The organism is Streptomyces sp. SCL15-4, assembly GCF_033366695.1.
In the GTDB taxonomy this organism is placed as follows: Bacteria; Actinomycetota; Actinomycetes; order Streptomycetales; family Streptomycetaceae; genus Streptomyces.
Genome location: NZ_JAOBTQ010000001.1, coordinates 1,954,649 through 1,977,688 on the forward strand (window position 1 = coordinate 1,954,649; position 23,040 = coordinate 1,977,688).

The 23,040-nt window shown below is 74.0% G+C and carries 15 protein-coding genes; 5 read left to right on the forward strand and 10 right to left on the reverse strand.

The window, feature by feature from the left end; translation table 11 throughout:
* Positions 1–48: 48 nt before the first annotated feature.
* The 3 genes from gcl to SCK26_RS08230 form a co-directional block, all read right to left on the reverse strand.
* Positions 49–1,836, reverse strand: a complete 1,788-nt coding sequence (gene gcl / locus SCK26_RS08220) for a glyoxylate carboligase (protein WP_318200607.1) — start codon at positions 1,834–1,836, stop codon at positions 49–51.
* Between the two features lie 232 nt (positions 1,837–2,068).
* Positions 2,069–3,715: an AMP-binding protein gene (locus SCK26_RS08225; protein ID WP_318200608.1), complete on the reverse strand. Its 1,647-nt coding sequence runs from the start codon at positions 3,713–3,715 to the stop codon at positions 2,069–2,071.
* Positions 3,712–5,382 (reverse strand): AMP-binding protein, encoded by a 1,671-nt coding sequence (locus tag SCK26_RS08230; protein WP_318200609.1) that lies wholly within the window; start codon positions 5,380–5,382, stop codon positions 3,712–3,714. Before SCK26_RS08230 ends, SCK26_RS08225 begins: the two co-directional genes overlap by 4 nt.
* A 113-nt stretch (positions 5,383–5,495) precedes the next feature.
* Here SCK26_RS08230 and SCK26_RS08235 point away from each other — a divergent pair, with 113 nt between their 5' ends.
* The 3 genes from SCK26_RS08235 to SCK26_RS08245 all read left to right on the forward strand — a co-directional run bounded on the left by SCK26_RS08235 (position 5,496) and on the right by SCK26_RS08245 (position 10,303).
* Entirely contained in the window at positions 5,496–6,326 is an 831-nt protein-coding gene (locus SCK26_RS08235; protein ID WP_318200610.1) for a helix-turn-helix transcriptional regulator, read from the forward strand.
* 153 nt (positions 6,327–6,479) lie between these two features.
* Positions 6,480–9,299 (forward strand): ATP-binding protein, encoded by a 2,820-nt coding sequence (locus SCK26_RS08240; RefSeq protein ID WP_318200611.1) that lies wholly within the window; start codon positions 6,480–6,482, stop codon positions 9,297–9,299.
* 212 nt (positions 9,300–9,511) lie between these two features.
* Positions 9,512–10,303 (forward strand): serine protease, encoded by a 792-nt coding sequence (locus SCK26_RS08245; RefSeq protein ID WP_318200612.1) that lies wholly within the window; start codon positions 9,512–9,514, stop codon positions 10,301–10,303.
* A gap of 108 nt (positions 10,304–10,411) precedes the next feature.
* Here the strand turns inward: SCK26_RS08245 and SCK26_RS08250 are convergent, their stop codons facing one another.
* From SCK26_RS08250 to SCK26_RS08270, 5 genes are read right to left on the reverse strand one after another with little or no spacing between them, the layout of a single operon-like run.
* Positions 10,412–11,728 carry an extracellular solute-binding protein gene (locus SCK26_RS08250; protein ID WP_318200613.1) on the reverse strand — a complete coding sequence of 439 codons (1,317 nt, stop codon included), beginning with the start codon at positions 11,726–11,728 and terminating at the stop codon, positions 10,412–10,414.
* On the reverse strand, positions 11,725–12,954 hold the full coding sequence (locus SCK26_RS08255) for a hypothetical protein (protein WP_318200614.1): 1,230 nt from the start codon (positions 12,952–12,954) through the stop codon (positions 11,725–11,727). Before SCK26_RS08255 ends, SCK26_RS08250 begins: the two co-directional genes overlap by 4 nt.
* Positions 12,951–14,741 carry a vWA domain-containing protein gene (locus SCK26_RS08260; RefSeq protein WP_318200615.1) on the reverse strand — a complete coding sequence of 597 codons (1,791 nt, stop codon included), beginning with the start codon at positions 14,739–14,741 and terminating at the stop codon, positions 12,951–12,953. Before SCK26_RS08260 ends, SCK26_RS08255 begins: the two co-directional genes overlap by 4 nt.
* A 29-nt stretch (positions 14,742–14,770) precedes the next feature.
* Complete coding sequence (locus tag SCK26_RS08265) at positions 14,771–17,047, reverse strand: tetratricopeptide repeat protein (protein ID WP_318200616.1); 2,277 nt, start codon at positions 17,045–17,047, stop codon at positions 14,771–14,773.
* Positions 17,044–18,732 carry a trypsin-like peptidase domain-containing protein gene (locus SCK26_RS08270; RefSeq protein ID WP_318200617.1) on the reverse strand — a complete coding sequence of 563 codons (1,689 nt, stop codon included), beginning with the start codon at positions 18,730–18,732 and terminating at the stop codon, positions 17,044–17,046. Before SCK26_RS08270 ends, SCK26_RS08265 begins: the two co-directional genes overlap by 4 nt.
* Positions 18,733–18,908: 176 nt before the next feature.
* On the opposite strand from SCK26_RS08270, the gene SCK26_RS08275 reads away from it, so the two are divergent.
* Complete coding sequence (locus tag SCK26_RS08275) at positions 18,909–19,673, forward strand: polysaccharide deacetylase family protein (RefSeq protein ID WP_412080843.1); 765 nt, start codon at positions 18,909–18,911, stop codon at positions 19,671–19,673.
* A gap of 55 nt (positions 19,674–19,728) precedes the next feature.
* Positions 19,729–20,169: an SRPBCC family protein gene (locus SCK26_RS08280; RefSeq protein WP_318200618.1), complete on the forward strand. Its 441-nt coding sequence runs from the start codon at positions 19,729–19,731 to the stop codon at positions 20,167–20,169.
* A 102-nt stretch (positions 20,170–20,271) separates the two neighbouring features.
* Here the strand turns inward: SCK26_RS08280 and SCK26_RS08285 are convergent, their stop codons facing one another.
* Together SCK26_RS08285 and SCK26_RS08290 are read right to left on the reverse strand one after the other, a co-directional pair.
* Positions 20,272–21,423 carry an XdhC/CoxI family protein gene (locus SCK26_RS08285; protein WP_318200619.1) on the reverse strand — a complete coding sequence of 384 codons (1,152 nt, stop codon included), beginning with the start codon at positions 21,421–21,423 and terminating at the stop codon, positions 20,272–20,274.
* Positions 21,424–21,471: 48 nt separating this feature from the next.
* Positions 21,472–22,929 carry an NCS2 family permease gene (locus SCK26_RS08290; RefSeq protein ID WP_318200620.1) on the reverse strand — a complete coding sequence of 486 codons (1,458 nt, stop codon included), beginning with the start codon at positions 22,927–22,929 and terminating at the stop codon, positions 21,472–21,474.
* Positions 22,930–23,040 lie beyond the last annotated feature (111 nt).

Below are 23,040 nucleotides of genomic sequence, written 5' to 3' on the forward strand. Positions count from 1 at the left end.
GGGGCGGCCCGTCCCCCCGGGCGGGCCGCCCCTGAGGCGCCGGTTGCGTCAGACCTTCAGCGTCCTGACCGAGGTCGGCGCGTGGCCCGGCTCGGTGGCCAGGTCCTCGAACTCGCTGATGTCGCTGATGTCCATGGTGCGGCTCATCGAGATGTTGGTGATCCGCTCCAGGATCGCCTCGACGACGACCGGCACCCGGTACTCGGCGGCCAGCTTCTTCGCCTCTTCGAAGGCGGCGCCCAGCCGGTCCGGCTCGGTGACCCGGATCGCCTTGCAGCCGAGCCCTTCGGCGACCTTGACGTGGTCCACGCCGTAGACGCCGATCTCCGGAGTGTTGATGTTCTCGAACTCCAGGTTGACCTGGAAGTTGATGTCCAGGCCGATCTGCGCCTGGCGGATCAGGCCCAGGTAGGCGTTGTTCACCAGGACGTGGACGTAGGGGATCTTGTGCTGCGCGGCGACCGCCAGCTCCTCGATCAGGAACTGGAAGTCGTAGTCGCCGGAGAGCGCGACGACCGGGGAGTCCGGGTCGGCCTTGGCGACGCCGATCGCGGCCGGGATGGTCCAGCCGAGCGGACCGGCCTGGCCGCAGTTGATCCAATGGCGCGGCCGGTACACGTGCAGCATCTGCGCGCCGGCGATCTGGGACAGGCCGATGGTGGTGACGTAGCGCGTCTCGGGACCGAAGGCCTTGTTCATCTCCTCGTACACGCGCTGCGGCTTCATCGGCACGTTGTCGAAGTGCGTACGGCGCAGCAGGGTGGCCTTGCGCTCCTGGGTGGAGGCCACCCAGTCGCCGCGGTCGGGCAGCCTGCCGGCCGCCTTCAGCTCCTTGGCGACCTCGACGAACAGCTCCAGGGCGGCCTTGGCGTCGGAGACGACGCCGTAGTCCGGCGGGAAGATCTTGCCGATCTGGGTGGGCTCGATGTCGACGTGGACGAACGTGCGGCCCTCGCGGTAGACGTCGAGCTTGTAGCCGGTGTGGCGGTTGGCCCAGCGGTTGCCGATGCCGAGGACGAAGTCGGACTCCAGGAAGTTGGCGTTGCCGTACCGGTGCGAGGTCTGCACGCCGACCATGCCGGCGTTCAGCTCGTGGTCGTCGGGCAGCGCGCCCCAGCCCATCAGGGTCGGGACGACCGGGGTCTGGGTCAGCTCGGCGAACTCCACCAGGAGGTCGCAGGCGTCGGCGCCGATGATGCCGCCGCCGGCCACGATGACCGGGCGCCGCGACTCCAGGAGGAAGGTGATGGCCTTCTCGATCTGGGCGCGGGTCGCGGTGGGCTTGTAGACCGGCAGCGGCTCGTAGGTCTCCGGGTCGAACTCGATCTCGGTGAGCTGGACGTCGATCGGCAGGTCGATCAGGACCGGGCCGGGACGGCCGGAGCGCATGAGGTGGAAGGCCTGCTGGAAGACGCCGGGGACCTGGGCGGCCTCCAGGACGGTCACCGCCATCTTGGTGACGGGCTTGGCGATCGAGGCGATGTCGACGGCCTGGAAGTCCTCTTTGTGGATCACGCTGGTCGGCGCCTGGCCCGTGATGCACAGGATCGGGATGGAGTCGCCGATGGCCGAGTACAGGCCGGTGATCATGTCGGTGCCGGCCGGGCCGGAGGTGCCGATGCACACGCCGATGTTGCCCGGCTTGGTACGGGTGTAGCCCTCGGCCATGTGCGAGGCGCCCTCGACGTGGCGGGCGAGGGTGTGGTGGATGCCGCCGCCCTCCTGGAGGGCCTTGTAGAACGGGTTGATCGCCGCGCCCGGCACACCGAAGGCGTCGGTGACGCCCTCGCGCTTGAGGATCTCAACTGCCGCACGGGCAGCGGTCATACGAGCCATCGAGTACTCCTGCTTCGGCCTCTCGGATGCGTACTCCCGTCGCGCCCCGCGGTGAGCACGGCCTCCCGAATGTCGATCTCCGCAATCTTTTCCGTATTGCGGAATATAACTTCTACTATCTGGAAGCAATGTAAGGGGGCCGGTGAAGGTCGTCAAGAGCGGTCCGGCCACCGGAAAGCACGAGAGGGCCGCCCGTGCGGCACGGGCGGCCCTCCGCGGGATGCGGGGCGTCTCAGGTTCCGTAGGTCTCCCGCAGCTCGACCTTGCGCACCTTGCCGGACACCGTCATCGGGAAGGAGTCGAGCAGCTCCAGCCGGCTGGGGATCTTGTAGTGGGCGAGGCGGCCCGCGCAGAACTCGCGCAGCTCCTCGAGGGTGAGCGGCCGCGCGGGGTCGCTCGGGACGACACAGGCGAGGACCTCCTCGCCGTACCGCTCGTGCGGCACCCCGACCACCTGGACGTCCCGGATGCCGGGGTGGGCGTGGAGGAACTCCTCGACCTCGCGCGGGTAGACGTTCTCGCCGCCGCGGATGATCAGGTCCTTGATCCGGCCGACGATCTCCACGTACCCGTCCTCGCGCATCACCGCGAGGTCCCCGGTGTGCATCCAGCGGCCGGCGTCGACCGCCTCGGCCGTCTTCTCCGGCTCGTTCCAGTAGCCGAGCATCACGCTGTAGCCGCGGGTGCACAGCTCTCCCGCGGTTCCCCGGGGCCGGGTCACTCCCGTGGCGGGATCGACGATCTTGACCTCCAGGTGGGGCAGCACCCGGCCGACGGTGGCGGTGCGGTGCTCCAGGTCGTCCTCGATCCGCGTCTGGAGGGACACCGGTGACGTCTCCGTCATGCCGTAGCAGATGGAGACCTGCTCCATGTGCATCTCGGTGACCACCCGTTTCATCACCTCCACCGGGCACGGCGAGCCCGCCATGATGCCGGTGCGCAGGGAGGACAGGTCGTGGTCCGCGAAGCCGGGCAGGTTCAGCTCGGCGATGAACATGGTCGGGACGCCGTACAGCGATGTGCACCGCTCCCGCTCGACCGCCTCCAGCGTGGCCCTCGCGTCGAAGGACGGGGCCGGGATCACCAAACAGGCGCCGTGCGAGGTGGCGGCCAGATTGCCCATGACCATGCCGAAGCAGTGGTAGAAGGGGACCGGGACGCAGATCCTGTCCTGCTCGGTGTACGCGATCATCTCGCCGACGAAATAACCGTTGTTGAGGATGTTGTGGTGGGAGAGGGTGGCCCCTTTGGGGAAGCCCGTGGTGCCCGAGGTGTACTGGATGTTGACGGGGTCGTCGCAGGACAGCTCCTCGAACGGCTTCGCCGCGGCCCCGGCAGTGGCGCGCGCGAGCAGTGCGTCCCAGCCCGGGTCGCCGAAGTAGACCGTCTCCCGCAGCCCGGGCAGCCCGGCCCGCACCTCCTCGACCATCGCGCGGTAGTCGCTCGTCTTGTGGCCGAGGGAGGCGAACAGGAAGGACACACCGGCCTGTTCGAGGACGTAGGCGACCTCGTGGGTGCGGTACGCGGGATTGATGTTCACCATGATCGCGCCGAGGCGCGCGGTGGCGTACTGGACCAGCACCCACTCCGGGCGGTTGACCGCCCAGATGCCCACCCGGTCGCCCTTGGCGACCCCGCTCGCGCGCAGCGCGTACGCCAGCCGGTCGACGTCGGCGCCGAACTCCGCGTAGGTCCAGCGCCGGCCCGACGGCACGTCGACGAGCGCCTCGCGGTCCGGCCAGGCCGCGACGGCCCGGTCCAGACTGGCGCCGATAGTGTCGCCGAGCAGCGGGGTGGCGCCCGTCCCGCGGGCGTACGAGAGCCGCGTCCCGGGGGTGTGCGGGGACCCGGTCGCGGGGGCCGGGGCGGGCGCGGTCAACGGAAGTCCTCCTCGCGGTACTCGCCGGACGAGCCCGCGGCCGTGGCCTCGCGCAGCTCGATCCGGCGGATCTTGCCGGAGACGGTCTTGGGCAGGGCGCCGAACTCCAGCCTGCGGATGCGCTTGTAGGGCGCGAGGACCTCGCGGGAGTGCTCGAAGAGGACCTTCGCGGTGCCCGGACCGGGCTCCCAGCCCTCGGCCAGCACGACGTACGCCTTGGGTACGGCGAGCCGCAGCTCGTCCGGGGCGGGCACCACGGCCGCCTCGGCCACCGCCTCGTGCTCCAGCAGCGCGCTCTCCAGCTCGAACGGACTCACCTTGTAGTCGGAGGACTTGAACACGTCGTCGCCGCGCCCGATGTAGGTGAGGTATCCCTCCGCGTCCCGGGTCGCGATGTCCCCCGTGCGGTAGTAGCCGCCCGCCATGGCCTCGGCCGTGCGGTCCGGGTCGCCGTGGTAGCCGGTCATCAGGCCGGCCGGGCGCTCGGCCAGGTCCAGGGCGATCTCGCCCTCGGCGGCACCGGGCGCGCCGGAGACCGGATCGAGGAGTTCCACCCGGAAGCCGGGGCTCGGGCGGCCCATGGAACCGGTCTTCAGCGGCTGGCCGGGGGTGTTGGCGACCTGCACGGCGGTCTCGGTCTGGCCGAAGCCGTCCCGGATGGTCACTCCCCAGGCCCGCCGGACTCGTTCGATGACCTCGGGGTTGAGCGGTTCACCGGCGGCGACGGCCTCGCGGGGCGGGTTCTTCAGCCGGGTCAGGTCGGCCTGGATGAGCATCCGCCACACGGTCGGCGGGGCGCAGAAGGTGGTGACGCCGGCGCGGTCCATCTCGGCCATCAGCCGGGTGGCGTCGAAGCGGGTGTAGTTGACGACGAGGACGGTCGCCTCGGCGTTCCACGGGGCGAACAGGCTGGACCAGGCGTGCTTGGCCCAGCCGGGCGAGGAGATGTTCAGGTGCACGTCGCCGGGCCGGAGCCCGATCCAGTACATGGTGGCCAGGTGGCCGATCGGGTACGAGGTGTGGGTGTGCTCGACCAGCTTGGGGCGGGCGGTGGTGCCCGAGGTGAAGTAGAGCATCAGCGGGTCGTCGGCCAGGGTCGGGCCGTCCGGGACGAAGTCGGCGGGGACCGCGCGGGCGTCCTCGTACGGCTCCCAGCCCTCCTCCGGCAGGCCGCCGACGCTGATCCGGGTGTAGGCGCCGGGCACGCCGTCGAACTTGGCGGTGTCCTGCGCGCGGGCGATCACGTGCCGCACCCGGCCCCGCTCCACCCGGTCGCGCAGATCGGCCGGGCCGAGCAGCGGGGTGGCCGGGATGACGACCGCGCGCAGCTTCATCGCGGCCAGCGCGGTCTCCCACAGCTCCGCCTGGTTGCCGAGCATGACGAGGATCCGGTCCTCGGCGGCGACCCCGCGCTCCCGCAGCCACCGGGCCACCCGGTTCGAGCGCGCGGACAGCTCGGCGAAGGAGAGGCGGGTCTCGGTGCCGTCCTCCTCGACGATGTGCAGCGCCGTGCGGTCGTTGTCCTGGGCGATGACGTCGAACCAGTCCAGCGCCCAGTTGAAGTGTCCGGGCCGGGGCCAGCGGAAACCCTCGTAGGCGGTGGCGTAGTCCTCCCGGTGTTCCAGCAGGAAGTCCCGGGCCCTGCGGAACGTCTCGGTCTCCGTCATCCACGTCCTCCTCGGTACCGGACCATTGCCGGGCGGCTCCCCGGCATCGTCTAATCCGTGATGCGGGTCTCACTACCCCCGAACGGGGTGGACCGCACCGAAGGAGCGACAAGGTGGCAGCAGAGGCCGTGGCGGCGGCGGAGATACACGGCGCGCTGGCCCGGCTGCGACACGCCACGGGGCTGCCCGTCGCCTTCGGCGGCCTGGTGGAGCCCGGCCGGCCGCACATCCGCATCAGCGAGCTGAGCGGCACGGCCACGCCGGCGCTGCGCTCGCTCGCGGTGACCCGCGGCGCCGGGCTGGGCGGCCGGGCGGTGGCGCTGGCCCGGCCGTGCGCGGTGCCGGACTACTCGCGGTCCCGGCAGATCAGCCACGAGTACGACGCCCCGGTGGCCGCCGAGGGCATCCGCGCGGTGCTCGCGGTGCCGGTGGTGGTGCGGCGCCGGGTGCGCGCGGTGCTCTACGGCGCGCTGCGCTCGGCCCGGCCGCTGGGCGACCGGACGCTGGACGCGGCGGTGACGGCGGCCCGGGACGTGGAACAGGCGCTGGTGGCGGGGGACGAGGCGCGCGAGCTGCTGGCCGCGGCCCGGACCGGGCCCGCTCCGGCCGGCCCGGGCGCCGCCCGGGAACAGGTGCGCGAGGCGCACGCGGCGCTGCGGGCGCTGGCGCCCCGGATTCCCGACCCGGCGCTGCGGGCCGAACTGCTCGCCGCGTGCGCGCTGCTGACCACACCGCCGCGAGCCGGGGGCGTGACCCTGGCGCCACGGGAGCTGGACGTGCTGTCCTGGGTGGCGGCGGGAGCCACCAACGCGACCGTGGCCGAGCGGCTGGGCATCGGCCCGGAGACGGTCAAGAGCTATCTGCGTTCGGCGATGCGGAAGCTGGGCGCGCACACACGAGGAGAGGCGGTGAGCGCGGCCCGCGGGGCGGGACTGCTGCCCTAGCCCCAAGCCGGCGGGGAAACCCGCCCATTCCTCCGGCGCCGCTTTGAATTTCCCTCTGCTTGACCGTTTGTTATTTCCCTCACCACGGCTTCCGTCCGAATTTCAGGGATCGTTGCCTAGAATTTGGCCCGGACACGACACAGGAGGGGAGCGGTGACCGTGCGACGGGACTTCCAGGAGTCTGCCAGGTGCCGTCCCGACCTGGTCATCGGCCGCGAAGAGCTGTTCGCCGACGCCCGTGGGCAACTCTCCTCGGGGGGCAGTGTGCTGCTCCACGGCCCCGCCGGAATAGGGAAATCCACCGCCCTGCGGGCATTGGCCGAGGAATACGGCGCCACCGCGCGCACGGTCTTGCGGTGCTCGGCGACGGAGTCCGAATCCCACCTTCCGTTCCTCGCCCTCGCCGATCTGCTCGGTCTGGTCCTCGACGAGGTCTCCCCCCGGCTGCCCGCCGCCCAGCGCACCGCCCTGGAGTCGGCGCTCACCGGCCGCGGCGAGTCCAGCCTCCAGCGCGACGGCCTCGCGCTGCGCCTGGCGGTGCTCTCCGCGCTGCGCGCGCTCGCCGCCGACGGCCCGGTCCTGGTCGTCGCCGACGATCTGCAGTGGCTGGACCCGGCCAGCGCCGAACTCCTCGGCTTCGCCGCCCGGCGCCTGGAAGGCACCCCGGTGCAACTGCTGTGCGCGGTACGCACGGAGGGCCAGGAGAGCCAGGAGTACGACCGTCAGCTGCGCGCCTGCCCGCCGGGCACCCTCTCCGTCCGGCTCGGCCCGCTCACCCGCGCCCAGGTCGCCCAGCTCCTCGACCACCGCGGTCACGGCGGGCTGCCCCGCTCCACGGTCCGCGAGATCCACCGCACCAGCGGCGGCAACCCGCTGTTCGCCCTGGAACTGGGCCGCGCCCTCGCCGACAGCCCCACCCCGCCCCGCCCCGGCGAGCCGCTGCCGGTGCCGACCTCGCTGCGCGCCCTGGTCCTCAGCCGCCTGGACATGCTGTCGGTGCAGGCCCGCCGCACCCTGCTGGTGGCCAGCGCCGGCGCCCGGCCCACCCCGGCGCTGCTGCACGCGGCTGGCCGGGAGAACGCCGAGGCCGAGTGCGCCCAGGCCGCCGAACTCGGGCTGCTGGCCACCGAGCCCGACGCCCCCGCCGTACGCTTCGCGCACCCGCTGATCTCCGCCGCGCTGTACGCCGAGGCACCCGCGCACGAGCGGCGGGCGGCGCACGCGGCGCTGTCCACCGCCGCCTCCGACCCGATAGAGCGGGCCCGGCACCTGGCCCTGGCCACCACCGGCACCGACCCGGAGGTCGCCGCCCGGCTCGCCGGGGCCGCGGCCCTCGCCCGGGACCGCGGCGCGCCCTCGGTCGCCGCCCAGCTCGGGCTGCTCGCCGCCCGGCACACTCCCGCCGACGGCAGTCCCGGCCCGGAGGAACGCCGGCTCGCCGCCGCCGAGGACGCGATCACCGCCGGCGAGGTCGACCTGGCCCGGGACATCGCCCGGGAGGTGCTCACCCGGGCGAGCGTGCCCGCCGACCGGGTCCGGGCCTGGATCATCGTCATCGACACCGCCGGCCACACCATGGCCGAGGTCGACGCCGTCTTCCCGCAGGCCCTCGCCGACGCCGGCGACGACCCCCGGCTGCTGGCCCTGGTCCACTACCAGCTGGCCTGGCGGGCGCTGATCGTGGAGGGCGACTTCACCGAGGCCCGGCAGGCCGCCGCGCACGCCGCCGAGCTGGCCGCGCGCGGCCAGGACCGGCGCACCGAGCTGCTCGCCCTCGCCTTCCAGGCACAGACCGAGACCCTGATGGGCCATCCGGAGGCACCCCGCACCATCAAGCGGGCCCTGCGCGAGCCCCAGGACCCCCGGGTGGCGTGGCATCACAACGGCGCGGGCAGCGCCCGGTTCCGCTGGCTGGTGATGGGCGACCAGCTGGCCGAGGCCCGGGCCACCGTGACCGCGCTGCTGCGCGAGGTCCGCCGGCACGGCTCGGTGGAGAGCGAGGTGCACTTCCTGCGCGGCCTCGCCGAGACCGAGCTGCGCGCCGGGCACTGCGGGCGCGCCCTGGAGCTGGCCCGCGACAGCCTGCGGCTGGCCCGGGACTCGGGCATCGGCGAGACCGCCTCGGCGATGCTCACCTCCCTCGCGGAGGCCTCCGGCGGCGATGTGGACCGGGCGCTGGCACTCGCCCGGGAGGCGGTGCTGCACGCCGAGGAGGACGGCGACCAGATGTACCTCTCCCGGGCGCTGGGCGCCCTCGGGTACGCGCAGCTGGTGGCCGGGGACCCGGCGGGCACCGTCCGTTCGCTGCGCCGGGTGCGCAGCCTGGAACTGGGCCTCGGCATCACCGACCCGGCCCGCGGCCGCTGGCACGGGGACCTGGCCGAGGCGCTGGTCCGCACCGGTGAGGCGGCCGAGGCGCAGGACGTCATCGACGCGAGCCGGGAGCACGCGCTCCGGCTCGGCCGGGAGAGCGTGCTCGCCGTGCTGGACCGGTCCGAGGCGCTGGTGCGCGCCGCCCGGGGCGACCGGGAGGCCGCCGTCGCGCAGCTGACGTCCGCTCAGGACCGGCTGGGCAAGCTCGGCTACGGCCTGGAGGAGGCGCGGGCCGCGTTCGCGCTGGCCCGGCTGCGCGGCCGGGGACCCGGCGCGGCGGCCTTCGACGAGGCCGGCCGGATGTTCCGGCGCTGCCGGGCGCTGCCCTGGCTGCGCCAGGTGGAGGACACGCTCGCCGCTCCCGAGCCGGACCGGCTGCCGGAGCGGCCGGAGGCACCGGCCGCGCTGGAGGTGCTGGCCGCGATGGAGCGTCAGGTCGCCGCGCTGGTGATGGAGGGGGCCACCAACCGGGAGATCGCGGCCCGGCTGTTCATCAGCGTGAAGACGGTGGAGGCGACCCTGACCCGGGTCTACCGGAAACTGGGGATCCGGTCGCGGGTCGACATCGTCCGATTGGCGGCGGCTCGACGGGCGCGCTGAGCGCGGCCCTAGTTAACTGAACCGGACCGAGGGTTTTCCCTCACCCAGCCCCTTAGGGGGTTCCCTCATTGGGAGCCGTGGGTTCCGGGTCCTAGCGTAAAGGGCGTGCCGCTCGCCCGGGCACACGGGGTCGGTCCTGCGGCCTCCCCGTGCACGCCGCCCACCGACACCCGCGCGACCCCCCACCGGTGCAACCCCCACTGAGGAGACTCATGTTCGGGCCCAGACGTGTGAGAAAGACCGCCGCGACCCTGGTGGCCACCGCCGCCGCCGCGGCGACCGCGCTGCTCGCCTCCCCCACGGCGAGCGCCGCGCCCCAGCCCGTCGTCGGCGGTACGACCACCACGACGACCGCGTACCCGTTCATGGTGCAGATCACGGACGCGTCCCAGAACCAGTTCTGCGGCGGCACCCTGGTGGCGCCCACGAAGGTCGTCACGGCCGCGCACTGCATGGTCGGCGAGACCACGAGCAGCGTCCGCGTGGTCGGGGGCCGGACCTATCTCAACGGCACCAACGGCACGGTGAGCCGGGTCGGCAGGATCTGGATCAACCCGGGCTACACGGACGCCACCAACGGCGACGACGTGGCCGTGCTGACCTTGTCGACCTCGATGCCGTACACCACGGCCAAGTACGTCACCTCCTCCCAGACGAGCGTCTACGCGGCCGGCACCACGGCCCGGATCCTCGGCTGGGGGACCACTTCGGAGAACGGCAGCTCCTCCAACCAGCTGCGGACCGCGACCGTGCCCGTCGTGTCCGATTCCGGCTGCCGTTCCTCCTACGGCTCGGACTTCGTCCAGTCCGACATGGTCTGCGCCGGATACACGTCCGGCGGCGTGGACACCTGCCAGGGCGACAGCGGCGGTCCCCTGCTCATCGGGGGCGTCCTGGCAGGGATCACTTCCTGGGGCGAGGGGTGCGCGGAGGCCGGTTACCCGGGTGTCTACACCCGGCTGACCACCTTCTCGGACCTGGTGACCGCGCAGGTCAACTCGTAACCCGAAGGCCTCCCGAGTACCCCTCGGGAATGTGCCGGGGGGCGTTGCGGGCCACCACGAGCGGCCCGCAACGCCCCCTTTCCACCGAACACCGCCCGGCCCGGCATCTCACGACGGGCGGTCGCACACCGTCGGCTGCCAGGTCGGGCCCGAGGTGTCGCCGAGCGCGTCCAGGGAGCGCAGCAGGCGGTCCAGGCGGCCCGGGTGGGCGAGGAACTCGATGGCCGCCTCGGCGAACGCGTCCCGCACCGCGGGCGGCATGACGTCGGAGGCGTCGAAGCAGTGCGCCGTCTCCTCGTCGCGCAGGGCCGCCGCGAGGGAGCGGTGCCAGGCGGAGCCGCCTTCGGAGGCGGGCCGCAGCCCGGCGTGCACGGAGAAGCCGGAGTCCTTCTCCGTCCAGGCGCGTTGGGCGTCGGTGGAGGCCAGATGGCGGATCAGCTCGCGCGCCTGCGGGGTGTCGTGCAGCAGGGCGACGAGGTCGCCGGAGACCTCCCAGGCGCCGGGGGCGGGCGCGTCGAGGAGCAGCTCCGCGGAGGAGGCGTACCGGCCGTCGGCGTGCCGCCAGGCGGGCTGGTTGCGGACGAACGACGCCTGGTGCTCCAGCGTGCAGCCGCGCGGGTCGTCGGCGACCGGCTCGGAGGCCGACCGGTACGGCGTGTTCAGCGCCCGCCGCACCAGGTCCGGCTCACCGCCGGCGCCGACCAGATCGCGCCAGGTCCTCCACGCCTCCTCCACCTGCGGGGACTGCCAGCGCAGGCCGCCGCGCGCCCACCGTTCGTACACGCCGGGGCCGTGGCGCTGGAGCAGGATGTCCTCGATCCAGTCGGTGCCGGGCCAGCCGCTGGTGGCACCGGAGCCCATGCCGACGCACCACGCGGCCGGCCGGTGCGCGGCCGCACGGCGTTCCCGCTCGCCGAGACCGCCCGGGTACCAGACGATGCTCTTCACGTCGGCCTTCAGCGGGAACCAGTACACGTGCCCGTCCGCCAGCGGGGTGCTCCAGGGCGCGCCGAAGTCGGCGGGGCGCACCAGGTTCTCGAGCGGGACGAGCTGCTTCTGCCGGGCGTACTCGGCGAGTTCGCCGGGTCCGGTGAGCACCACCACGTCGGGCGGGGTGCCGGCCTCGACGTCGGCGCCGAGCACCTGGCTCTCGGCGTTGCTGCCCTGGTAGTCGACGTGGACACGGTGCTCGCGCTCGAACGGTTCGATGACCGCCTCGCGGAAGTGGTCCTCGTCGCCGCCGGTCCAGTTGGCCAGCAGGGTCACGGTCGGTTCGTGCCCGGCCGCGCGTACGCCGACCACGACGGCCGCCGCCAGGAGGGCCAGGGCGCCGGCCACCCCGGTGACGGTGCGCGCCAGGCGGCGGGAGGGGCGGGTACGGGCCTCGGGGGCGGCCGTCGCCGGGTCGCCGGGGTGCGCGTTCACCGGGGCCTGAACCGGTAGTCGTTGATGTGCCGTCGCAGGCCGGTCTCGGCCAGTGCCATCAGCAGGACGCCTCCTATCAGGATCCACACCGACGCCGCCGCGCGGAAGCCGGTGCCGGCCAGGTACGAGGCGGTGTGCCGCCCCGCCTCGGGGATGTGCGGCCCGCTCAGCGGGCGGTCGAGCAGCGTGCGGGTGTCGGACATCCCCGCGTGGGTCCACACGGTGAACAGCACCGTGACGGCGAGACCGGCGAGCGTCAGCAGGCCGGCGGCGAGGAGTTGACGGTTGTAGCGGCGCCGGAAGCGGTGGCGCAGGAAACGCTGGGTCTCCAGCAGCGCCGCGGTCAGGACGAGGGCGAGCAGCAGCGTCGCGCCCCAGGCGAGCCACAGCAGCGGGCCGAAGGAGGTCTGGCGGTGCACCGTGGCGCGCTGCCGCCGTTGCAGGTCCTTCAGCCGGGCCCGTATGCCGGAGCCCTTCTCCGTCAGGACGCCGGTGGCGTAGCTGAGGTACGCCTTGCGCAACACATCGTCGTCGGCCCGGAGTTGGGACTGCTGGACCTTGACGGCGTAGACCGTGATCAGACCGGCCACGGTCTGCAGGGCCTGGCGGCCGGCCGGCCCGGCGAGGTCGTCGTCGGCCGCGGCGGCGGCGAGGCTCTGCACGGCGACCGAGATCTGCTTCTGGAAGTCGCTGGTCGGGACCGGCCGCGCGGCGTCCCGCTGGGCCTCGCCGAGCGCGTACAGCGCGGTGTCCAGGGACAGCACGGTCGGGGCGGTGGAGGTGCGCAACGGGTTCGCGTCGCCGTGCACGCCCTGGTACGACACGAACAGCGACAAGGTGAGCAGGGCCGACAGAGCGAGCAGGAGGCGGTGCCGGAGGGCGAGATCCCGAGCGGTGGTGCTGCCGTCCGGGGCGGGTGAACCGGTGCCGCCGGCCCACGCGAGCGGCCCGGAGACGATCCGGGCGAGGAGACGGGCCGGACGACCGGGTGCACGGCGGTGGGCGGGAGGTGCCGAGGGGGCCGCCGGGGCGCGCCGGGGCTGCGGGGAGGACGGGGGCTGCCGGGGGGACGGGGGCTGCGGAGCCGTATCCCGGCCGCCGCCGGAGCCGGCGGGCGTGCCCTGACCCGCACCGGAACCGGCCGGTGTGCCCCGGCCCGCGCCGGGCTCCGGCGGTATGCCCCGGCCGCCGCCCGCGCCGAGCGGCCCCGCGTGGCCCGGGTTCATGCCGTCGCTCCTCTCAGCAGCCGCCCGCAGTCGCCTCCGCAGTAGACGGAGCCGGCCGGACCGAGCCAGTGGCACTCCGGGCACTCGATCAGCCCGTCGGGCCGGACGGGCAGGGCGGGGCCGGCGGCGTGCGGCGCGGGCGCGGCATCGGCCTCGACGGCCTCCGGCCCCGGCGACCCGGGCGTTCCGGCCCCGACCGGGCGCGCGCCGCCCGGAGTCGGGTGGCCCGGCGGCACGCGGTCCGGGCCCGGGCCGCCCGGGTCCGCGCCATCCGGACCCGCGCCGTCCGCCTTGACGCCGGCCATGGCCGCACCGCCTCCGTCACGGCTCCCGTGACCACCGCCTCCCGCCGGCCTCCGCACCCCGGCCGCGCTCCCGGCCCCTGCGCCACCCGCCCCCGTACCGCCCGCGCCCGCCGGCGGTGGCGTCGGCTGTTCCGGAGGGGTCGTCAGGGCGCTGGAGAGGATGAGGTGCTGCCAGTCGACGTCCTTGAGTCCGGGGCGGATGCGGCCGGTGCCCGGCGCCGACTCGATCAGGCGGAGCGCGCCGAGCAGCGCGGCGTCGCCCAGTTCGGCGGCCAGCGCGAGGGCGCGGGCGAGTTCGCGGTCCGCCGTGTCCCGGCCGTCCGCGCCGCGCAGCCAGGCCCGGTACGCCTGGGCGACGGCGGCGCTCGCCCGCTGGTACAGCTCGTGCCGGCGGATCCCGGGATGCTGCCGGGAGGCGTCGAGCGGGTCGTCGGTCCAGCGCACCAGGATGGGCCGGGGCGGCGGCAGCCGCAGCGGGCGCCGGACGCCGGGTACGACGATCTCCGCGGCGGCCAGCTGGAGTTCCTCGCCGCTCTCCCGGCCGGTGGGGTCGGCGGTGAGGACGACCTGGAAGTGCCGTACCTCGTCGCCCCAGGCCCGGGTGACGTACTCCGCGGCGCGCCCGCCGGGGCCGGCCGGGACGGGTCGCAGCTCCTGTTCGTTCGGCACCACCTGCTTGACCTGGCGGATCACCGTGCCGGGGGTGGTGGGGGTGAGGCGGATGCGCAGTTCGGGCACCGCCGTGCCGAGCAGCCCGGCGATCAGTTCCTCGTACGCGGCGGTGAGTTCGGCCTCCCGGCGGACGGCCCGGGCCCGGCCGTGCAGCCGCCGGGTGATGTTCAGCAGCAGTTCGGCGTCCCAGTCGTCGCCGATGCCCCAGGCGTCGCAGACGAACTGGTCCGCGCAGGCGTCGAGCACGGTCTCCAGCGGCCGGCGGGAGCGGTGGTCGTGCTCGTTGCGGCCGTCGGTGAGCAGCAGGACGTGTTTGACGGGCGCGGGCTGGTCCTTGAGCAGCCGCCGGGCGAGGTCGAGCCAGGCGCCGATGGAGGTGCCGCCGTCCGCGTCCAGGATGCGCACCGCGCGTTCGGCGGCCTCGCGTTCGCCGGGCCGGGCGACGGCGAGCACCTGGCGGCCGGGGCCGGGGTGGACGACGGTGGCGTCGAAACGGCCGGACAGGACGGCGAAGGCGGTGCCGAAGGGCAGCATCCGGACGGCGGCGACGGTGGCGTCCTTGGCCGCGTGGAGCTTCGCCGGCGGGTGGAGCATCGAGCGGGAGGTGTCGATGATCAGCACCTCGGCGAGGGCGGGGCCGGTGCCGGGCGCGGGCGTGGCGCGCGGCGCGCCGGCCGGGCCGCGGACCCCGATCTCCAGGATGGCGTGCATCTCGCGTTCGGGGTGGTGCCCGGCCGGGTCGGGCACGGCGGGCAGTTCCGTCCGCTGGCCGACCTCCAGCGTCACCTCGGTCTCCTCGGCCACGGTCATCGCTGTCTCTCCCGGAGCTGGTGGGCGGGTCAGAAGGTGGTCAGGGGCCGGACGGCGTGGGCCAGGTCGAGCAGCCGGCCGTGTTCCCCGGCGGTGCGGGCCTGCGCGGCGAGCTGCCGGAAGGACTGCTCCAGCCGGGTGCGCAGCCCGTCCTCGTCCCCGGCGCCGAAGACGTCCCCGGCGGGGAAGTCCGGTCCCCAGCCCTGGGCGGGGCGGCTGTGCAGGGCGTTCTCCCGGACCTCGGCGACCAGCCGGGCCCGGGACTCGCCGTCGGCGGCGCCGCCGTCCAGGCGCAGTTCGGGCAGCCGCCGGGCCGCGTCCCGCAGGCCGGCCGCGGTGGGCGGGGTGCCGTGCAGGATGCCGACGCGGATGCGGACGGCCGCGATGCGGGCGGCGTCGTGGTGCCGGGAGGTGGCCGGGACCTCGTCGAGGACGTGCACGGCGGCGTCCCGGTCGCCGGCGGCGAGGTGGCCGCGGGCCAGGCCGAACGCGGCGGCGGTGTGCGTGAAGTCCCGCCTCCAGACGGCCTCGTAGTACCGCATGGCCCGGTCCCGGCGGGCGTCGGCGGTGTGTTCGGCGCAGTGGCCGAGGGCGAGCTTGGGCACGTACTCGCCGGGCAGTGCCTGGTAGACGGCGTCGAAGCGGGCGCCGGCCAGGTCCACCTCGCCCTTGCTGAGGTGCAGTACGCCGTGGTGCCAGGCGATGCGCCAGTCGTGGGCGGCGGCGCGTTCGCCGAGCTGGGTCTCGGCCTCGGCGAGCCAGCTGTCCGCGGCCCGCTGCTCGCCCTTTCTCAGATAGGCGCGGCACAGCCACAAGGCGGTCTCGGGGGTGCCGAGGCGGGATTCGCGGGGCCATTGCCGGGCGACCCGGTCGGGGGCGTCGGGCGGGAAGGAGTCGAGCAGCAGGGCGGCGCCGTCGTCGGGGTCGGGGAACGGCTCGGGCAGGGCGCCGGCCACCTCGGCGGGGTCGGGCGGGGAGACGTCCAGGGGGGCGGGCAGGTCGCCGGCGCGGCGGGTCCAGTGGCCGAGGGCGGGGATCGCGCCGAGTCCGGCGTCGAGGCCGGCGCCGGACGGACGGAACCGGGTGGAGCCCTCCGGCAGCTGCTCGCCGAAGCGCAGCGCGCGGAACTCGCGCAGCACCTCCCAGAGCTGGCGGGACATCTCGGCGGCGGAGCGGAACCGGGCGCGGGGCTTGTCGTGGGTGGCGCGGGCGACGATGCGCCGGAAGGAGTCGGCACTGAGGCCGCGGGCGGGTTCGGCGTCACGGGCCAGGGCCTGGAGTGTCATGCCGACGGTGTAGAGGTCGCTGTCGACGTGCCAGCCGCGGCGGTCGATCTCCTCCTTGGGCGGGGCGAAGCCGGGCGTGTAGACGTAGGCGGAGGCGCGGTCGCCGATGGCGCGGACGGCGCCGAGGTCGACGACCTTGACGGCGCGGCCGAAGTGGACGACGTTGGCGGGCTTCATGTCGCAGTAGAGCAGGCCGCGTTCGTGCATGTACTGGAGGGCGCCGAGGATCTTGCAGCCGTAGGTGAGGACGTGGTCGAGGCGGGGGCGGCCATGGAAGATCCGTTCGATGTCGTCGGCGTCCATGAGCTGTTGCAGGGAGCGTCCGGCGATGTAGTCCATGACGAGGTAGCCGGTGGACGGGTGGCCGGCGCTCTCGTACTCGAAGTAGTTGACGAAGCGGACGATGTCGGGGTGGTGCAGGGCGGTGAGGGAGCGGCGCTCCTCGACGGCGGTGTGCCGGGCGTGCACGTCGTGGACGTTGATCTGGCCCTTGAGGACGACCCGGTAGCCGTCGGCGCGGGTGTCCTCGGCGAGGTAGATCCAGCCGAGGCCGCCGTGGGCGAGGCAGCCGAGCACCTTGTAGTGGTCGTCGACGATGTCGCCGGGGTGCAGCTGCGGCAGCAGCGAGTAGGCGGTGCCGCAGCGGGGGCAGTGGCCGGTGGGGCGGGCGGGCTGGTCGCCGTAGCCGACGCCGATGGTCATGGTGCAGCCGCCGGCACCGCAGCGGCGGCCCCCGGAGGGCGGGCGGGGGTCCGCGACGAGGACGTCGCCGGGGGCGGGGACCTCGGGCAGGACGACCAGTCCGTGCTGGTCGAGTTCGCCGAGTCCGGCGACGGCGTGCACGGCCGCCGGTACGGGCGGTTCGTCGGCGGCGGTCGCGAGCCGGGTCGGTCCGGGCGGTCCGGCAGCCGGCCCGGGGTGCGGTTCGGTGCGGGGTTCGGCGTGGCGGTGGCCGCAGGTGTCGCAGTAGCCGGTGGCCATGATGCGGCCCGCGCAGCCGGGCCGGACGCACGAGGTCACGACGCACCCTCCTCCTCGGGTGTGGGAGTGGAGCAGAAACCGACGAACCGCTCGACGGCGGCCTCGGCCCGCTCGATGTCGCAGGGGGTCTGCCGCAGCAGCGACAGCGCCTCTTCGTAGAGCCGGTACGCCGCCATGACCCGGTCGCCGTGCGCGGCGGCCCGCTGCCGGCACAGCGGCCATTCGGCGCCGACGCGGCCGAGGAGTTCGGTGCGGCGGCGCAGCCGGGCGTCCAGCATGCCGACGGCGTTCTCCAGGCGCCGCCGGCGGCGGGCGACGGCGGCCTCGAAGGTGAACAGCAAGGTGGCGGTGGCGGGGTCGCGCTCGGGGTCGGAGGTGTGGGCGACCCAGGCGCGCAGCATCCGGGTGCGCCGTACGCCGGCGTCGGCGCGGTCGATCAGCGGGCGGGTGCCGGGGCCGGGCAGGACGCGGTCGCGGCGGATGTCGAGCGCCGGGCCCAGTTCCTCGGTGATCCGGTCGACTTCGGCGCGCAGCCGGGCCCAGCGGTCGCGCAGCGGACGGTGGACGAGCAGCTCGGCGGCGCGGGCGGCGCGTTCGCCCGGGGTGCGGAAGGTCAGCAGCAGCCGGGCGCCCTGCCGGGCGAGCCGGTCCAGCAGGGCGAGCAGGGCGTCGGGTTCGGCCGCCTCGTCCACGCCGGCCAGTACGGCGGCGAGCGGCAGGCGCAGGGTGCCGAGCCGTTCGGGGCGGGGGTCGTCGCGGATGCCGAGGCGTTCGGCGATCCGGTCCATGACCTGGGCGGCCGTCAGGTGCTCGACGTCCAGGGCGAGGTCGTGGGCGCCGGCCGGCGGCACGGTTTCGGGCGGGTCGTGGCTGACGGCGCTGGTGTTGCGGTGCGTGCGCAGTTCGCGGTCGGCGAGGGTGACGGCCCGCTGGAGGGTGAAGGCGCGGTCGCCGCGGTCGGGGACGACGGTGACGAGCACCGGCCAGCCCTCGCCGCGGAACCAGGAGGCGAGTTCGGTGGCGAAGGGCACGTCGAGCCGGCCGGCGGCCGGGCCGGTGCCGGTGCGCAGCCGGGGATCGACGGCCTCGGCGCCGTCGGTCCAGGCGGCGGCCTGCGGCAGATGGCTGAGGATGGTCTCGGTGGGGCTCATGTAGCTGAAGGCGGAGCCCGGTCCCTCGTCGACGCTGAGGACGATGCCGATGACCTGGTCGGTGGCGTGGTCGACGACTCCGCCGCCGCTGAAGCCGGGTGCGGCGAGTTCGCCGGGGAGCGGGCGCAGTTGGACCTGGCTGTCCCGGCCGCGGGCGGCGACCAGGGTGGCGCCGTGCCAGCGGCCGCCGTCGTCGCCGTCCGGGAAGCCGTACATGCTGACGGGTCCGTGCGGGGCGGCGAGCCGGTAGAGGCGGGTGGTGTGCTCGGCGGGCAGCGGCGGGGCCAGGCGGAGCAGGGCGAGGTCGCCGCTGCGGTCGCCGAAGGTGTCCTCGCGCTGGGGCACGTACTCGTCGGGGCGGACGGTGGCGGTCACGGGGGCCAGGCCGGGTACGCCGACCAGGCGGACGGTGTAGGGGCGGCCGGGGCGGACCACGTGGCCGGCGGTGAGGACCCGCTCGGGTGCGAGCAGCACCCCCGCGCCCAGGACCCGCCCGTCCGGCGTCTCGATGCGCGCGATCCAGGCGGGTGTCCGTAACCATGCCGTGCCGACTCGCTCCCCCGTGCGCGTCATGGTCCCGAGGTTACTCCGCGTACCCGGCCGGTACCACTGGTGTGCACGGGGTCGTTGCCCGGTTGACCCGGATGTGACCCGGGGGCTCGAACGGCTGCACTATACACGCAGTGTATAGTCCGGGCATGCCTCTCTTGACCGACACGAACGCCATGCCGCAGCACGCGCCCAGGAAGATGCACACAACGGGCCGGAGGTTGCGCCGGTGGGCGCTCGCCGCCGCGGCCGGCCTGTCGCTGACGCTGGCCGGCTGCGCCCAGGTCGACACGACCGCCCCGAGCACCGTCCGCGCCGAGGCGGCACCCGGCGCGCCGGCCAAGTTCGGGACGGTCGACTGCCGCAAGGCCAAGTGCATCGCGCTCACCTTCGACGCCGGGCCCAGCGAGAACTCCGCGCGGCTGCTCGACATCCTGAAGGAGAAGAAGGTGCCGGCCACCTTCTTCCTGCTCGGCAAGCGGCACATCGAGAAGTACCCGGAGCTGGTCAAGCGGATGGCGGCGGAGGGCCACGAGGTCGCCAGTCACACCTGGGACCACAAGATCCTCACGAAGATATCGGACAAGGAGATACGTGCGGAGCTGAACCGGCCCAACGAGGCGATCGAGCGGCTCACCGGGCACAAGCCGACCCTGATGCGTCCGCCCCAGGGCCGCACCGACGCGAACGTGCACGAGATCTGCAAGGAGCTGGGCCTGGCGGAGGTGCTGTGGAGCGTGACCGCCAAGGACTACACGACCAAGGACTCGGCGCTCATCACCCAGCGCGTCCTGGACCAGTCCTCCCGGGACGGGATCATCCTGCTGCACGACATCTACGACGGGACCGTGCCGGCCGTGCCCGGCATCATCGACGCGCTGAAGAAGCGCGGCTACGTCTTCGTGACCGTCCCCCAGCTGCTGGCACCCGGCAAGGCGGAGCCCGGCAAGGTGTACCGCCCGTAGCCGCCCGCGGCCCCGTCCCACGGCACGACGGGAGCGGCACGCCTACGATCGTGCCGTGCCCCTCTTCTCGCTCGCGCGCACGGTGCCCCTCCCGCCAAAGGAGGCGTGGCGCCGGCTCACCCGGTGGCCGCGGCACGCCGGCGCGGTCCCGCTGACCCGGATCAGGGTGCTCACGCCTGCGCCGAACCGCGAGGGCACGCGCTTCGTGGCCCGGTCCGGGATCGGCCCGCTCACCCTGGACGACGTCATGGAGGTGACGGTCTGGCACCCGCCGGCCGGCGGCGAGGACGGGATGTGCCGGCTGGAGAAGCGGGGCCGGACGATCCTCGGCTGGGCCGAGATCGAGGTCCGGCCCGCTCCCGGGGGCGGCAGCCGGGTGGTGTGGCGGGAGGAACTGCGGGTCCGCTTCCTGCCACGCGCCTTCGACGGCGCGCTGGAGCGGACGGCCCGCCGGATGTTCGGCCGCGCGGCCGACCGCCTGCTCGAGCAGCCCTGAGCCTGCCGCCACGCCCCCGCAGACACCAGCCGGACGACACGGCCACAGGAACCACCCGGCGCGCTGGAACCGCCGGCCGGCTGCCTGTCCGGCGCCTTCCGCTCAGGCCACCGACCCGATCCGGCCCGCCGGGCGGGCGGTGGTGTCGTGGTGGATCGGGGTGTGCGCGCCGGTCAGCGCCACGCCGCTGCCGCCGCGGCGGGCGGCGACGATCTCCGCCCCGATGGACAGCGCCGTTTCCTCGGGCGTACGGGCGCCGAGGTCCAGGCCGATCGGGGAGCGCAGCCGGGCCAGTTCCAGCTCGGTGACGCCGACGGCGCGCAGGCGCTCGTTGCGGTCCAGGTGGGTGCGGCGCGAGCCCATGGCGCCGACGTAGGCGACCGGCAGCCTGAGCGCCAGCTTCAGCAGCGGTACGTCGAACTTGGCGTCGTGGGTGAGGACGCACAGGACGGTACGGGCGTCGACCTCGGTGTGCTCCAGGTACCTGTGCGGCCACTCGACGGCGATCTCGTCGGCCTGGGGGAAGCGGGTCCGGGTCGCGAACACCGGGCGGGCGTCGCACACGGTGACGTGGTAGCCGAGGAACTTGCCGACGCGGACCAGCGCGGCCGCGAAGTCGATCGCGCCGAAGACGATCATCCGGGGCGGCGGGACCGAGGACTCGACCAGGACGGTGAGCGGGCTGCCGCAGCGCGAGCCCTGTTCGCCGATCTCCACGGTGCCGGTGCGGCCCGCGTCCAGGAAGGCCCGGGTCTCGGCGGCGACCGTGCGGTCCAGTTCGCGGTGGCCGCCGAAGCCGCCGTCGAAGGAGCCGTCGGGACGGACCAGCAGGGCCCGGCCGCGCAGCTCGGCCGGCCCCTCGGCGATCCGCGCGACCGCCGCCGCCTCCCCTCGGGCGGCGGCGGCCAGCGCGGCCGCGAACACCGGCCGTGCGGGACCGTCCGCGCGGACCGGCGTGACGAGGATGTCGATGACGCCGCCGCAGGTCAGGCCGACGGCGAAGGCGTCCTCGTCGCTGTAGCCGAAGCGCTCCAGGACGGTCTCGCCGTCCTCGAGCGCCTGCCGGCACAGCTCGTACACGGCGCCCTCCACGCACCCGCCGGAGACCGAGCCGATGGCCGTGCCGTCGGAGTCCACCGCGAGCGCGGCGCCGGGCCGGCGCGGGGCGCTGCCGCCGACGGCCACCACGGTGGCGACGGCGAAGCCGCGGCCCTGCTCGACCCACCGGTGCAGTTCCTCGGCGATGTCCAGCATCTTTCGGTCTCCTAACGGGTGTGGCGGGCGGGGGCGGTGCGGGCGGCGCTAGTGGACGCCCAGCCAGCCCTCGATGGGATGAAGGGCGAAGTAGACGAGGAACACCACCGTCAAACCCCACATGAAGGCGCCGATCTCACGTGCCTTGCCCTGGGCGGTCTTGATGGCGACGTAGGAGACGACGCCCGCGGCGACACCGGTGGTGATGGTGTACGTGAACGGCATCAGCACGACGGTCAGGAAGACCGGGACGGCGGTGGCGCGGTCGGCCCAGTCCACGTGCCGGGCGTTCATCATCATCATCGCGCCGATGACGACCAGGGCGGCGGAGGCGACCTCCTGCGGCACGATGGCGGTGACCGGCGTGAAGAACAGGCAGGCCGCGAAGAACAGGCCGGTGACGACCGAGGCCAGCCCGGTGCGGGCGCCCTCGCCGACGCCGGTGGCCGACTCGACGAACACGGTCTGGCCGGAGCCGCCCGCCACCCCGCCGATCGCGCCGCCGGCGCCGTCGATGAACAGCGCCTTGGACAGGCCCGGCATCCGGCCCTTGTCGTCGGCGAGGTCCGCCTCGGTGCCGACGCCGATGATGGTGGCCATCGCGTCGAAGAAGCCGGCCAGCACCAGCGTGAAGACGATCATTCCGACGGTCATCGCGCCGACCTCGCCCCAGCCGCCGAACTCGACGTCGCCGAAGAGCGAGAAGTCGGGCATGGAGACCGCGCTGCCGTGCAGCTCGGGCGTGCCGTTGGCCCACTGCCCGGCGCCGATGACACCGGTGGTGTTCAGGATCAGGGCGACGACGGTGCCGCTGACGATGCCGATCAGGATGGCACCGGGGAAGTTCCGGGCCTGGAGCATGAAGATCAGCAGCAGGGTGCCGGCGAAGAGCAGGACCGGCCAGCCGGTCAGCTCGCCGGCGGGCCCGAGGCTGACGGGTCCGCCTTTGCCCTGGTGGACGAAGCCGGCCTTGTAGAAACCGATGAACGCGATGAACAGGCCGATGCCCATCGTGATGCCGTGCTTGAGCGCGAGCGGGATCGCGTTCATGATCATTTCACGCAGGCCGGTGACGACGAGCAGCATGATGACCGCGCCGTACATCACGCACATGCCCATGGCCTGCGGCCAGGTCATCTCGGGCGCGACCTGGGTGGACAGGACACCGGAGACGGAGAGGCCGGCGGCGAGGGCGAGCGGCACCTTGCCGACGAAACCCATGAGCAGCGTGGTGAGGGCCGCCGCGAACGCGGTCGCGGTGATCAGCGCCTTCTGGCCGAGCGTGTCCCCCGCCGCGTCCTTGCCGGACAGGATGAGAGGGTTGAGCAGGAGGATGTACGCCATCGCCATGAAGGTGGTGATGCCGCCGCGCACTTCCCGTGCGACGGTGGATCCTCTTCTGGATATGTGGAAATACCGGTCGAGCCAGGACCTCCCGGCGGGGACGCGGCTGCCTTCGCCTGCGTCCTCGGCCGCGGTCCTGGGCTCCACTGACTGATGGGTCATGGGCCGACTCCCAAGGTTCAAAGGGGCACCCGCGCAGCGTCTGGGGAGCACGGGATTTGGGATTGGACGACCCGGGGGACGGCCCGAGACGAACAGTGGGGTCCGGGGGGC

Excerpts from the sequence above, each read along its gene's own strand:
- SCK26_RS08290 (WP_318200620.1), bottom strand. The coding sequence starts at position 22,929 with ATGACCCATCAGTCAGTGGAGCCCAGGACCGCGGCCGAGGACGCAGGC.
- SCK26_RS08230 (WP_318200609.1), bottom strand. The coding sequence starts at position 5,382 with ATGACGGAGACCGAGACGTTCCGCAGGGCCCGGGACTTCCTGCTGGAA.
- SCK26_RS08255 (WP_318200614.1), bottom strand. The coding sequence starts at position 12,954 with ATGAACCCGGGCCACGCGGGGCCGCTCGGCGCGGGCGGCGGCCGGGGC.
- SCK26_RS08275 (WP_412080843.1), top strand. The coding sequence starts at position 18,909 with ATGCACACAACGGGCCGGAGGTTGCGCCGGTGGGCGCTCGCCGCCGCG.
- SCK26_RS08270 (WP_318200617.1), bottom strand. The coding sequence starts at position 18,732 with ATGACGCGCACGGGGGAGCGAGTCGGCACGGCATGGTTACGGACACCC.
- SCK26_RS08285 (WP_318200619.1), bottom strand. The coding sequence starts at position 21,423 with ATGCTGGACATCGCCGAGGAACTGCACCGGTGGGTCGAGCAGGGCCGC.
- SCK26_RS08245 (WP_318200612.1), top strand. The coding sequence starts at position 9,512 with ATGTTCGGGCCCAGACGTGTGAGAAAGACCGCCGCGACCCTGGTGGCC.
- gcl (WP_318200607.1), bottom strand. The coding sequence starts at position 1,836 with ATGGCTCGTATGACCGCTGCCCGTGCGGCAGTTGAGATCCTCAAGCGC.
- SCK26_RS08260 (WP_318200615.1), bottom strand. The coding sequence starts at position 14,741 with ATGACCGTGGCCGAGGAGACCGAGGTGACGCTGGAGGTCGGCCAGCGG.